The sequence below is a fragment of the Sulfitobacter sp. PS-8MA genome, assembly GCF_040933935.1.
Lineage (GTDB): Bacteria > Pseudomonadota > Alphaproteobacteria > Rhodobacterales > Rhodobacteraceae > Sulfitobacter.
This window is the reverse complement of the sequence record NZ_JBFQYJ010000007.1, coordinates 399631-411917: the sequence shown is the minus strand read 5'-3', so window position 1 is coordinate 411917 and position 12287 is coordinate 399631. Positions and strand designations below refer to the sequence as shown.

The following is a 12287-nucleotide window of genomic DNA, read 5'->3' as shown; positions in this document are numbered from 1 at the left end:
AAGAGAAGCGGCGCCGTGGGGCCGCCGGGGGCCGGGAATTGGCCCGGAATGCGGCGGTCAGACCAGCGGACGCGCTTCGATCACCACAAAGGCCTGCGCCCAGGGGTGATCGTCGGTCAGGGTGACATGGATGATCGCCTCATGGCCGGGGGGCGTCATCGCGGCCAGACGCTCGGCCGCCCAGCCCGTGACCTCCATCACCGGCTGGCCGGTGCGCAGGTTGCTGACCGCCATGTCGCGCCAGGCGATCCCCATGCGCAACCCGGTGCCAAGCGCTTTGGAACAGGCCTCTTTCGCCGCCCAGCGTTTGGCATAGGTGCCCGCGACATCGCGGCGGCGCTCGGCCTTGCGCTGCTCGACCTCGGTGAAAACCCGGTTGCGAAAGCGGTCGCCAAAACGGTCCAGCGTGCCTTGGATACGGTCGATATTCGCCAAGTCGGTGCCGATGCCAAGGATCATTGGGTGCCATTCTCTTGCGCGCGGGACGCCGCGCTGTTGCGGCCAATAGACCACGCGGGGCCGGTAAGGAAAAGCCGATTGCGGTGCGGGCTTTTCGGGCGGACATGCAAAACGCCGCCCCCGAAGGAGCGGCGTAAAGTAAGGTCAAAGGTGCCGCAGCTTAGACGGCGGCGTGGCGGGCCTTCTCGGCCCGCGCCTCGTCAATGGCGCGCTGTACGTCGGCCCGCTGTTGGGTCAGGAATTCATAGCCTGGGCGGCCAGCGGTGGCCTTGATCGCGTCGTCATAATTCTCAAGCAAGGCGGTTTCACCGTTGATCACCTCGTCATAGACCGCCTCATCGTCGCCGGTCACCGCATCGCGCAGCTTAAGCCAGCCGCGGTGCGCCGTGGCGCTGGCCGAACCGCTCTCGGACACTTCGACGCCCTCGACGCCCAACTGCCGGTGCAGCTCGGTGTGGAACTTCTCACGTTCCGCGATGCGCTTGTCGAAAAAGCCGACAAAGCTCGCCTCATCCGAGACCTGCTTGCGGGATTCGCGATAGCCATCGCGGCTGTCGATCAGGCGGGTGTGCAGTTTCTTCAATGTGTCGATATGATCGCTCATTCTTGCCTCCTAGCTATGTTACCAGTCTGCCGTCCCAACGCGACAGCGCGGCATTAGGTCCATAGCGAAAGCAGCAATGAGTGTTTTTTCGCCGCGCCCGGCTCAGCCCTCGCGGGCCTCATCCATCAGGCGGCGCATCTCGGCAATGGCAGGCTCCAGCCCCAGAAAGATCGCCTCTCCGATCAGGAAATGCCCGATGTTCAACTCCCGCACCTCGGGGAAGGCGGCGACGGGGGTGACGGTGTCATAGGTCAACCCGTGGCCGGCATGAACCTCCAGCCCCAGCGAGGCGGCGAAGACCGACATCTCGCGCAGTTTGGCGAGTTCGGCATCGGCCTCTTCCCAACGGCCCTCGGCAAAGGCATCGCAATAGGCGCCGGTGTGTAGCTCGATCACCTCGGCCCCGATCCGGTTGGCGGCTTCGATCTGCGCAGACTCGGCGGCGATAAAGATCGACACGCGGCAGCCCGCCTCGCGCAGGGGGGCGATGAAATGGGCCAGCTTGTTTTCCTCGCGCGCCACTTCCAGCCCGCCTTCGGTGGTGCGTTCCTCGCGTTTTTCCGGGACGATGCAAACCGCGTGCGGCTTGTGGCGCAGGGCGATCTGTTGCATCTCATCGGTGGCGGCCATCTCAAAGTTCAGCGGCACCGAGAGCACCTCCATCAACCCTTCGATATCCGCATCCGAGATATGGCGGCGGTCTTCGCGCAGATGCGCGGTGATCCCGTCGGCGCCCGCTTTTTCGGCGATCTTGGCGGCGCGCAGCGGGTCAGGATAGGCACCGCCCCGCGCATTGCGCACGGTTGCCACATGGTCGATGTTCACGCCCAATCTCAGCTTCGGTTGGTCAGCCATGGTCATCCCTTTCATCACTTGCGGCAACCATAGGTCGGAATTTTGGCCAACCCCATAGGGCGCGGGCTAATTTTCGTAAATTTTGTCGGGGGGCAAGGGGCTGGCGCGCGATTCAGGCAGCGCGGCGCGGGCAGCCTGCGGTTAATCCGCGTGCCGCTTGGCATCGGCCTTCTGCGCGGCCTTATGTTTGAGCGCCTCAAACTTGGCCTTGATCATGCCGCGCCGCCGCTTTTGATAGGCCCGCAACACCGGGACCGACAGGTAATAGGCGATCGAGGCGCAGATCATCCCCGGCAACACACCCCCGATCAGATAGGGGTAGAAGACCTGTTGGAAAAAGACCGTCAGCCCGCTCCAATCCATGGTTGCATCGGTAAAGATCGCCACGAAGTTTTCCTGTAAGTCGCGCCCGGCGTCCAGAAACTTGCCGCCAAAGGAGCGGTGTTCGGTCGCGGCCACAGGCGCGCCCAGCAGCCAATGGCCGGTCTGCAGGGCGGCGATGCCAATGGGCACATAGGTCAGCGGGTTGCCGAAAAAGGTCGCCATCAAGGCTGCCAGCATATTGCCGCGCATCAGCCGCGCAATCAGCGCCGCGACGACGAAATGCATGCCGTAGAATGGGGTGAAAGTGGTAAAAACCCCCGCCCAGATGCCCCGCGCGATACGCTCGGGACTGTCGGGCAGGCGGCGCATCCGGTGTTTGACATAGTGAAACGCACGCGTCCAACCGCCACGCGGCCACAGAAACTCGGCCAGCGCGCGCAGGGTCGGTTTCGGATCGCGGCGTTTGAAGATCAATTCTTTCGTCCAGTCTCGGCGTTTCGTCTGCCCGGGTCAGGCGGGCTCTTCGGCACTCTTCCCGGCGCTCATATTGCGGTGCCTGCTGACATCGGCAACTTCGCTCTCCGCTTCGAGCGTGGACATCAGCGAATGCAGATGCGTGACGTCCCGCAGGTCCACATAGACCAGCAAACGGTAAAAGTCAGGCTTGCGTTCCACAAACTCAAGATTGGAGATATTGGCCGAAGCCTCGCCAATCAAGGTGCAAACCCGCCCCAAGACCCCGGCGCCATTGCCAATGGTGATATCAAGCCCGCTGGTATAGACCGCCGGGTGGCTGCCATCGTGCCACCGCAGGTCGAGCCATCGGTCCGGCTGGTCTTCGTATTCCGACAGGCGGTCACAATCGATGGCATGAACCGTCACCCCCCTGCCGCGGAAGGTGATGCCGACGATCCGCTCCCCCGGCAGCGGCGTGCAGCAGGGCGCGCGGTCAAAGCTCTGGCCCGGCTCCAACCCCACCACCGCACGGCGCACATCGATCTGGTCGCCCTTTTGCGGTGCCAGATCGGGATAGACGGATTCGACCACTTCCCGCCCGGTGAGCTCAGAACTGCCCAGACGCGCCAGCACCTCATCGGGGCCGTTCAAACGCATGTTCTTGGCCACCGTGCGCAGCACCTTATCCGTCACCGTCTTGCCGACCTGGCTGAAGGCAGAGCGGGCCAGCTCGCGGCCGAGTTTCACGAAACGCTCCCGGTCGACTTCGCGCAGGGACCGGCGGATCGCGGATTTGGCCTTGCCGGTGGTGGCGATGTCGAGCCATGTCGCCTGCGGGGTCTGGCCCTGCGCGGTGGTGATCTCAATCGACTGGCCGTTCTTGATCCGGGTCCAAAGCGGCACCCGCATGCCGTCGATCTTGGCCCCGACACAGGCATTGCCGATCCGCGTGTGGATCGCATAGGCGAAATCAATCGGCGTCGCCCCGCGCGGCAGTTTCACCACATCGCCCTTGGGCGTGAAGCAGAACACCTGATCCGCGTACATTTCGAGCTTTACCGCCTCAAGAAAATCCTGATGGTCGGTCTCGGCGTCGAATTGCTCGGTCAGCTGGCTGATCCATTTGGCGGGATCGACGGCAAAGGGGTTCCGGCTGCGCACCCCGTCGCGGTAGGACCAATGCGCGGCCACGCCGGTCTCGGCCACGTCATGCATTTGGCGGGTGCGGATCTGCACCTCGACCCGCTTGCCATCGCGCCCCGACACGGTGGTGTGGATCGAACGGTAGCCATTGGTCTTGGGTTGAGAGATGTAATCCTTGAAACGCCCCGGCACCGCGCGCCAGCGGCGGTGGATGGCGCCAAGGGTGCGGTAGCAATCTTCCTCAGAGCCGGTGATGACGCGAAAGCCATAGATGTCGGACAGGCGCGAAAAGCTTTGCTCCTTCTCCTCCATCTTGCGCCAGATCGAATAGGGTTTCTTGGCCCGGCCAAAGACCTCGGCCTCGATCTCGGCCTTCTCCAACTCGACCCGCATGTCGCCGGTGATGCGCTGGATCACATCGCCGGTATCGCGTTGCAGGGTGATGAAACGGCGGATGATCGACGCCCGGGCATCGGGGTTGAGCACGCGAAAGGCGAGGTCTTCCAGCTCTTCGCGCATCCACTGCATGCCCATCCGCCCCGCCAGCGGCGCATAGATATCCATCGTCTCGCGGGCTTTTTTGATCTGCTTGTCGGGGCGCATCGATTTGATCGTGCGCATGTTGTGCAGACGGTCGGCGAGTTTGACCAGGATCACCCGCAGGTCTTTCGACATCGCCATGAACAGCTTGCGGAAGTTCTCGGCCTGTTTGGTCTCGGTCGAGTTCAGCTGCAAATTGGTCAGCTTGGTCACCCCATCGACAAGCTCGGCGACCTCGCTGCCAAACAGGCTCTGCACTTCGGTATAGGAGGCTTTGGTGTCCTCGATCGTGTCATGCAGCAGGGCGGTGATGATCGTGGCGTCATCCAACTGCTGCTCGGTCAGGATCGCGGCGACGGCAACGGGATGGGTAAAATAGGCCTCGCCGGAATGGCGGAACTGGCCCTCATGCATCTGCGCGCCGTAATCAAACGCCGCGCGGATCAATGTTTCATTGGTTCGGGGATTGTAGCCCTGAACAAGGGCGATCAGATCATCGGCAGTGATGTCGGCGCTGTTCATGCCATCTGCCTCTTGGCCCCGGCCGGGGCGCGGGGGTTAACCCTGCCCCTGGGCGGCCATCAACTGGCGCAGCAACATTTCTTCGGACATGCTGTCTTCTTCCGGCTTGTCCTGCTCGGCCCCCATCAGAAGCGCCATGGCGTCATCTTCGGGCTCATCAACCTCGATCTGGCTCTGGTTGCTCTCGATCAGACGTTCGCGCAGATCATCGGCGGACTGCGTTTCCTCCGCAATCTCGCGCAGCGACACGACAGGGTTCTTGTCATTGTCGCGGTCAACGGTCAGCGGCGATCCGGCAGAAATCTCGCGGGCACGATGTGCAGCCAGCATAACGAGTTCGAAACGGTTCGGAACCTTATCCACACAATCTTCGACGGTGACGCGGGCCATGAAGCCTCCAATATCTCATTTGCTGCCAGAAGTGCGTTATTTAGGCGCCTTTGGGCAGATTTACAAGTCACTATTACAGGCGGCGCACGCTGGCCTTATCCCGCGCCGGCAAGGCATCAAGCAGTGCGCGCACGGGCATTTTCAGCAGCGGATGCACCCAATCGGGCGCCACATCGGCCAGCGGCACCAGCACAAAGGCGCGGTCTTGCAGCCGGGGGTGCGGCAGGATCAACTGGTCCGGGGTGCGCCCGATCTGGGCCTCAAGCGGCAAATCACGCCATATCTTGTGGGTGTTACGGTCCGGCAAGACGATGTCATCCACCGCCAGCAAATCCAGATCAAGGGTTCGCTGCCCCCACCGCTGGGTCCGCTCGCGCCCGAACCGGGCTTCGATGCGGTGCAGCACCTCCAAGACCTGGGCCGGGGTCCAGGGCGCTTCGATCCGCACGGCGGCATTCACATAATCCGGCCCGGCACCTGCGGGAAAGGCCGGAGTGTGGTAGAATGGACTCGTGGCGCGAATCACCGCGCCAGATGTTTGCATATATTTCAACGCGGCCGTTAGTGTTTCCCGAGGCGTACCTACGGAAGATGTAAGGTTTCCGCCAAGCGCTATAAGCATGCTGCGCACGGGAACGTGCGCATTATTGCCGAGTTCTTTGCTTGCTAACTCTTGCGACATCTTGTGAAAACCTTAGTTAGAATAAACGCCTGCGTTCAACTGTGGTTATCTGACTTGTGTCAAACAGTGGCAAGCAAGGATGGTTTTGGGAAAATGCGGCGACGTGAGCCGAAAGGATAATTGAATGTTCTACAAAGATGAGCGTCTGGCGCTGTTTATTGACGGCTCCAACCTCTACGCGGCGGCAAAATCGCTCGGTTTTGACATAGACTATAAACTACTGCGCCAAGAATTCATGCGCCGCGGGAAACTTTTAAGGGCGTTCTACTACACGGCGCTGCTTGAGAACGATGAATATTCACCGATTCGCCCCCTCGTCGACTGGCTGAACTACAACGGCTTTAGCATGGTCACCAAACCGGCCAAGGAATATACCGACAGCATGGGCCGCCGAAAGGTGAAGGGCGACATGGACATCGAACTGGCGGTGGACGCGATGGAACTGGCCCCGCGTGTCGACCACATCGTGCTCTTTTCGGGCGACGGTGATTTTCGACCGCTGGTAGAAAGCCTGCAGCGCCAGGGCGTGCGCGTCTCTGTGGTGTCCACGATCCGCAGCCAACCGCCGATGATCTCAGACGATTTACGCCGCCAAGCGGATAACTTCATCGATCTCGACGATCTGCGCGATGTCATAGGCCGCCCCCCGCGCGAACCGGCGGAACCCGCCAACAGTTGATCATGCGGCACGACGCTGCCCCATTTAGCACTACATCCGTCAAAGCAGGCACAACGGCTTTGCCGGGACCGACCCCGAACCGCGACCTCTCGCCCAGCTTACAAATAACAGGTCAGCGACGCTGAGCGTCCCTGACCTGTGAAATGATTCAAATACCCCAGGGAAATTACAATACAGCACATGTTCCCATGCGTTCCCCTTGATTTAAACATAGCATATCTGCCTAATGACATTCGATCCCCCGAGAAAGGGGGGCCAAAGGAGCCAGAATGCTGGTCGACGCCGCAGTAAAGCTTGAGCAGATAGAAGATATCGACACTCTTTGGCAGGGATTGGTGGCCGCCCTGCGCAAAGTCGGCTTGGCGCATGCGGTCCACATCAGCGTCGATGCGAATTTTCAGGCAGCCCAATTGCGCTGCACGATCCCCGATCTCTACAGCGAACTGCCGCCCGAAAAGGACCCGTTCCTGCACCACCTGTGCAACCGTTATGAGGTTCTCACCATCGGCAAGGCTTTCGTCCATCATTACCCGGAGGTCACCGCGGCGGAGCATAAGTTCATCACCCATGCCGCCCAGCATGGGTTGAATGCCGCCTTTGCGGTGCCCATGCGCTTGCAAGGGTCGGAGCGTTTCGGCGGTTTTATCATCGGCAATGCGATGGATGCCGACAGCTTTGAGCAGCGCTTTCACGACATCGCGGAGGAATTGCGCCTGTTCTGCCTGCTGATGCATCGGCGGATCGAGGACCTGACCAATACGACCCCCCTGCCCCTGTCGGCCCACCCCGCGGCCTTTGACAAGCTCAGCCCCCGGGAATCGGAGGTGGTGAATCTGCTCGCCCATGGCTACAGCCGCCAGGAAACCGCCGATCGCTGCAATCTGTCGGTGCATACCGTCTCGGACTATGCGAAATCCGGCTACCGCAAGCTGGGCATCCGCAACCGCGCCCAGGCGGCAGCCCTTGTGCATGGCGCACCGCAGAAAGGCGCTGGCAAGAAGTCTGACGGGTAGACGAACCGCCCCCAAGCCCTTACCTCTGCGCCAAGCCACCCGGAGACCAGCCATGACCAAGCCCAACCTGACCCTCTATCTTGCCGCGCCGCGCGGGTTCTGTGCAGGTGTGGACCGGGCGATCAAGATCGTGGAAATGGCGCTCGAAAAATGGGGCGCGCCGGTCTATGTGCGCCATGAGATCGTGCATAATAAATTCGTCGTCGACGGGCTGCGCGACAAGGGCGCGATCTTTGTCGAGGAACTGTCGGAATGCCCCGATGACCGCCCGGTGATCTTCTCGGCCCATGGCGTGCCGAAATCCGTGCCAAGCGCCGCGCAGGCGCGCAATATGATCTATGTCGATGCCACCTGCCCGCTGGTCTCCAAGGTTCATATCGAGGCGCAGCGCCACGCGGATGCGGGCCTCCAGATCATCATGATCGGCCATGCGGGCCACCCCGAGACGATCGGCACCATGGGGCAGTTGCCCGAAGGTGATGTGCTTCTGGTCGAAACCCCGGAGGATGTCGCAACGGTCGATGTGCGCGATGAGACGCGGCTCGCCTATGTCACCCAGACCACGCTCAGCGTCGATGACACCGCCGATATCGTCGCAGCGTTGCAAGCGCGCTTCCCCGCCATCATCGGCCCGCATAAAGAAGACATCTGCTACGCCACCACCAACCGTCAGGAGGCGGTCAAGGCCATGGCGCCGAAATGCGACGCCATGCTGGTGGTGGGCGCGCCGAATTCCTCGAACTCCAAACGTCTGGTCGAAGTCGGCGCCCGGGCGGGCTGCGCCTATGCGCAACTGGTGCAACGCGCCGATGATATCGACTGGCGCGCGCTCGAAGGCATCGGCAGCATCGGCATCACTGCAGGCGCCTCGGCCCCAGAAGTGCTGATCAACGAGGTGATCGACGCCTTCAAAGCCCGCTATGACGTGACCACCGAACTGGTCGAGACCGCGCAGGAAAATGTCGAGTTCAAAGTGCCCCGCGTGTTGCGCCAACCCGCCTGATTGACCGCCGCGCGCCAGCCGCCTAAACCGCGTTGAAACCGCGACGGGAGCCGACATGCCAGACCTTTATGCCTATACAGACGGAGCCTGCTCGGGCAATCCCGGCCCCGGCGGCTGGGGCGTGTTGATGCGCGCCATGGAGGGCGAAAAGATCGTCAAGGAGCGCGAGTTAAAGGGCGGCGAGGCGCAAACCACCAACAACCGCATGGAACTGATGGCCGCGATCTCGGCGCTGGAATCGCTGAGCCGCCCGACCGAGATCACGCTGGTGACCGACAGCAACTACGTCAAAAACGGCATCACCGGCTGGATTTACGGCTGGAAGAAAAACGGCTGGAAGAACGCGGCCAAGAAGCCTGTGAAAAACGCCGAGCTTTGGCAGCGGCTGGATGCGGCCAATGCGCGGCACAATGTGACGTGGAAATGGGTCAAGGGCCATGCCGGCCACCCCGAGAACGAACGCGCCGATGAACTGGCCCGCGCGGGCATGGCGCCCTTCAAACCGGGCGCGAAAAAGTGACGCTGCTGGCCCTGCTCGACTATGCCGCCGTTTTGGTCTTTGCCATCACCGGCGCATTGGTCGCCAGCCGGGCGCAGCTCGATATCGTCGGCTTTGCTTTCATCGCCTGTCTCACCGCCGTCGGCGGCGGCACGATCCGGGACCTGCTGCTCGACCGCAACCCGATCTTCTGGATCGAAACCCCGAGTATGTTGGGCGTCGCCATCACCGCAGCCCTGGTGGTCTTTTTCACCGCCCATCTGCTCGAAAGCCGCTATCGCGCGCTGATCTGGCTCGACAGTCTGGCGCTGGCCGTCGCCGTGGCGGCGGGGGTCGGTGTCGCCATGGCGCAAGAGCAATCCGCCCCGATCATCATCGTCATGGGCATGATCACCGGCTGTATGGGCGGGCTGATGCGCGATGTGGTGGTGGGTCAATTGCCGCTGGTGCTGACCCAGGGCGAGCTCTACGCTTCTGCGGCCCTGTCGGGTGCTGCCATGGCCGTGCTGCTCGCCCCCTATACCGAGGGCACGCTCTACCCGCTGCTGGCCTGCGCCGTCACCACATGGGTGCTGCGGGCCGGGTCGCTCTATTTCGGCTGGCATCTGCCGGTCTACAAAAGCACCCCGCCCAAAAGCTGAGCAGTCAACCGTGGCTGAGGTTCGCCCCCACCGCGATCTGCGCACCGCGCTGGAACACATCCGCATCCTGCGCGCCCTTGCCCGCTTTTTGCAAACGCGTCAGCCGCACGGCCCCGGCGCCGCAGGCCACCCGCAAATCGTCTGAAAGCACCGCGCCCGGCGCGCCGTCTCCGTCATCCAGCACCGAGCCCAGCACCTTGACCCGCTGCCCGTCGATCTCAAACCAGGCGCCGGGAAAGGGCGACAGGCCCCGGATCAGCCGATCCACCTCAACCGCCGGGCGCGTCCAGTCGATCCGCGCCTCGGCCTTGTCGATCTTGGCGGCATAGGTCACCCCTTCTGCGGGCTGCGCCTCAGGAGTAAGGTCAGTGAGCTGCGCCAGCGCCTTGTTGATCGCCAGCGCGCCGATGCCGCTCAGCCGATCATGCAGTTCCGCCGTGGTCTCCGCCGCGCCGATCTCGGTCTCTTCGCAAAGCAGCACCGGCCCGGTGTCGAGCCCCGCTTCCATCTGCATGATGCAGACCCCGGTCTTTTCGTCGCCGGCCATGATCGCCCGCTGGATCGGCGCCGCCCCGCGCCAGCGCGGCAAGAGGCTCGCGTGGATGTTCAAACAGCCATGTTGCGGCGCGTCCAGAATCGCCTGCGGCAGGATCAACCCATAGGCCACCACCACCGCCGCTTCGGCCTCAAGCTCGGCAAATTCTTCCTGCGTGTCGGGATGTTTCAACGACACCGGATGCCGCACCAGCAGCCCAAGCGTCTCGGCGCGCTGCTGCACCGGGCTGGGGCGCGGCTTCTTGCCTCGACCGGCAGGGCGCGGCGGCTGGCAATAGACCGCGCGAATGTCATGCCCGGCCTGCACCAGCGCATCCAGAACCGGCACCGAAAACTCCGGCGTGCCCATAAAGATCAATCGCATCGCGTTCCTCCTGACGGCCCGGCCCCTCTGGGCGGTCAGCCGTTTGCCTTGCGGGCCTTGCGCAACAGCATGTCGCGCTTGGTTTTGCTGAGGTTGTCGAAATACATCTTGCCCGCCAGATGGTCGATCTGGTGCTGCACGCTCACGGCCTCCAGCCCGACGAAATCGCGCTCGACTTCTGCGCCCGTCTCATCCAGAAAGCGCACCTTGACGCCGCGCGGGCGGCGGATCACGGCGCTGAAACCGGGCAGGTTCGGGCTGGCTTCCTCGTAAGGATGCAGCACGGCAGAGGCGTCGATAATCACCGGGTTCGCCAGTCGGATACGTTTGTTGCGCGCCTCGGAGGCATCGACCACCGCGACCTGCAACATTACCCCGATCTGCGGCGCGGCAAGGCCGACGCCGGGCATCGCGTCCATCGTTTCGATCATATCATCCCAAAGGCTGCGGATCTCATCCGTCACCGCGTCGATCGGCGCAGCGGGGCTGCGCAGACGTTTGTCGGGCCAAGGCACATAGCGGCGCAGGGTCATTGGGCTTCATACTCCGCAATCTTGGCAGCGCGGGTCTCCGCGTCGAGGTGGTCAAAGGTCACCACGCCATCCAGGTGATCCATTTCATGCTGCGCGATCAAGGCGGCGGCGCCCTCAAAGCTCTGCACATAGCGGCCCCCGTTCACCCCGGTCCAGACCATCTGCACCTGTGCGGGGCGCGAGATATCGGTGCTAATGCCGGGGATGCTGAGGCAGCCTTCGGTATTGGTGACGCGCTCTTCGCCGATTTCCTGAAACATCGGGTTGATACAGACCAGCGGGTCGGATTTTTTCTCTTTCCAGCCCGCATCCATCACGAAAATCCGCAGCATCGCCCCGACCTGCGGCCCGGCGAGACCTCGGCCCGGGGCGGCATACATGGTTTCCAACATATCGGCCGCCAGCTTTTCGATCTCCGGCGTGATCTCTGCAACCGGCGCACAGGTCTCGGCCAGTCGCGGATCGGGCCAGCGGACAATCTCCAACAGGCTCATCCTCGGGCCAACTCGCGTTTCAGCTTTACCATTTTGCGGGTGATCATCTGGCGTTTCAGCGGTTTCAGATAGTCGATAAAGAGCTTCCCGTTAAGGTGGTCGATCTCATGCTGCACACAGGTCGCCCAAAGCCCGTCAAAGGCTTCCTGCTGCTCGTTCCCGTCGCGGTCCAGCCAGCGGACTTCAACCTCCGCCGGGCGGGTCACATCGGCGAATTGCTCGGGGATGCTCAGGCAGCCTTCTTCATAGGTGTTCAGCTCCTCCGATGCGGCCACGATCTCGGGGTTGAACATCAAGAGCGGACGCGGCGCCTCGCCCTCTTCCTTGACGCAATCAAGCACGATCACGCGGCTCAGCACATCGACCTGCGGCGCCGCAAGGCCGATGCCCGGCGCGTCATACATGGTGGCCAACATATCATCGCCCAACTGGCGCAGCTCATCGCTGAGGTCAGCGACAGGGGCTGCGGTTTTCTTGAGCCGGGGGTCGGGGTGCAAAAGGATCGGGCGTTTCATCCCGATCATTTAGGCC

Annotated in this window: 16 protein-coding genes; 5 read left to right on the top strand and 11 right to left on the bottom strand. The window is 62.4% G+C overall.

The features are described from left to right. Positions 1–57: 57 nt before the first annotated feature. The 7 genes from acpS to folK all read right to left on the bottom strand — a co-directional run bounded on the left by acpS (position 58) and on the right by folK (position 5915). On the bottom strand, positions 58–459 hold the full coding sequence (gene acpS, locus AB4M76_RS15365; protein ID WP_368442875.1) for a holo-ACP synthase: 402 nt from the start codon (positions 457–459) through the stop codon (positions 58–60). A 160-nt stretch (positions 460–619) separates the two neighbouring features. Beyond that, complete coding sequence (locus AB4M76_RS15360) at positions 620–1063, bottom strand: PA2169 family four-helix-bundle protein (protein WP_368442874.1); 444 nt, start codon at positions 1061–1063, stop codon at positions 620–622. A gap of 102 nt (positions 1064–1165) precedes the next feature. After that, a complete protein-coding gene (locus AB4M76_RS15355; RefSeq protein ID WP_368442873.1) occupies positions 1166–1918 on the bottom strand; it encodes a pyridoxine 5'-phosphate synthase in 753 nt (250 codons plus the stop codon). Between the two features lie 141 nt (positions 1919–2059). Then, entirely contained in the window at positions 2060–2716 is a 657-nt protein-coding gene (locus tag AB4M76_RS15350; protein WP_368442872.1) for a DUF2062 domain-containing protein, read from the bottom strand. 36 nt (positions 2717–2752) lie between these two features. After that, positions 2753–4903, bottom strand: coding sequence for a bifunctional (p)ppGpp synthetase/guanosine-3',5'-bis(diphosphate) 3'-pyrophosphohydrolase (locus tag AB4M76_RS15345; RefSeq protein WP_368442871.1), 2151 nt, complete (start codon positions 4901–4903; stop codon positions 2753–2755). Between the two features lie 36 nt (positions 4904–4939). Then, positions 4940–5293 (bottom strand): DNA-directed RNA polymerase subunit omega, encoded by a 354-nt coding sequence (gene rpoZ / locus AB4M76_RS15340; RefSeq protein ID WP_174860665.1) that lies wholly within the window; start codon positions 5291–5293, stop codon positions 4940–4942. A 73-nt stretch (positions 5294–5366) separates the two neighbouring features. Then, a complete protein-coding gene (folK, locus tag AB4M76_RS15335; RefSeq protein WP_368443531.1) occupies positions 5367–5915 on the bottom strand; it encodes a 2-amino-4-hydroxy-6-hydroxymethyldihydropteridine diphosphokinase in 549 nt (182 codons plus the stop codon). Positions 5916–6099: 184 nt separating this feature from the next. Here folK and AB4M76_RS15330 point away from each other — a divergent pair, with 184 nt between their 5' ends. The 5 genes from AB4M76_RS15330 to AB4M76_RS15310 all read left to right on the top strand — a co-directional run bounded on the left by AB4M76_RS15330 (position 6100) and on the right by AB4M76_RS15310 (position 9810). After that, a complete protein-coding gene (locus AB4M76_RS15330) occupies positions 6100–6654 on the top strand; it encodes an NYN domain-containing protein (protein ID WP_368442870.1) in 555 nt (184 codons plus the stop codon). Positions 6655–6923: 269 nt separating this feature from the next. After that, complete coding sequence (locus tag AB4M76_RS15325) at positions 6924–7667, top strand: LuxR C-terminal-related transcriptional regulator (RefSeq protein WP_368442869.1); 744 nt, start codon at positions 6924–6926, stop codon at positions 7665–7667. A gap of 52 nt (positions 7668–7719) precedes the next feature. Further along, the gene (ispH, locus tag AB4M76_RS15320) at positions 7720–8670 is read left to right on the top strand and encodes a 4-hydroxy-3-methylbut-2-enyl diphosphate reductase (protein ID WP_368442868.1); all 951 of its coding nucleotides are present in this window, start codon (positions 7720–7722) and stop codon (positions 8668–8670) included. A gap of 55 nt (positions 8671–8725) precedes the next feature. After that, positions 8726–9190 (top strand): ribonuclease HI, encoded by a 465-nt coding sequence (gene rnhA / locus AB4M76_RS15315; RefSeq protein ID WP_368442867.1) that lies wholly within the window; start codon positions 8726–8728, stop codon positions 9188–9190. Beyond that, positions 9187–9810 carry a trimeric intracellular cation channel family protein gene (locus AB4M76_RS15310; protein WP_368442866.1) on the top strand — a complete coding sequence of 208 codons (624 nt, stop codon included), beginning with the start codon at positions 9187–9189 and terminating at the stop codon, positions 9808–9810. Before rnhA ends, AB4M76_RS15310 begins: the two co-directional genes overlap by 4 nt. Positions 9811–9814: 4 nt before the next feature. Here AB4M76_RS15310 and fmt read toward each other — a convergent pair whose 3' ends face one another. Genes fmt through def (AB4M76_RS15290) form a run of 4 tightly spaced genes read right to left on the bottom strand, consistent with a single transcriptional unit; the run spans position 9815 to position 12271 of the window. Then, on the bottom strand, positions 9815–10729 hold the full coding sequence (gene fmt, locus AB4M76_RS15305) for a methionyl-tRNA formyltransferase (RefSeq protein ID WP_368442865.1): 915 nt from the start codon (positions 10727–10729) through the stop codon (positions 9815–9817). A gap of 35 nt (positions 10730–10764) precedes the next feature. Continuing rightward, a complete protein-coding gene (gene def / locus AB4M76_RS15300) occupies positions 10765–11262 on the bottom strand; it encodes a peptide deformylase (RefSeq protein ID WP_368442864.1) in 498 nt (165 codons plus the stop codon). Then, the gene (def, locus tag AB4M76_RS15295) at positions 11259–11756 is read right to left on the bottom strand and encodes a peptide deformylase (RefSeq protein WP_368442863.1); all 498 of its coding nucleotides are present in this window, start codon (positions 11754–11756) and stop codon (positions 11259–11261) included. Before def (AB4M76_RS15295) ends, def (AB4M76_RS15300) begins: the two co-directional genes overlap by 4 nt. Next, positions 11753–12271: a peptide deformylase gene (def, locus tag AB4M76_RS15290; RefSeq protein ID WP_368442862.1), complete on the bottom strand. Its 519-nt coding sequence runs from the start codon at positions 12269–12271 to the stop codon at positions 11753–11755. The genes def (AB4M76_RS15295) and def (AB4M76_RS15290) overlap by 4 nt, the downstream gene beginning before the upstream one ends. Positions 12272–12287 lie beyond the last annotated feature (16 nt).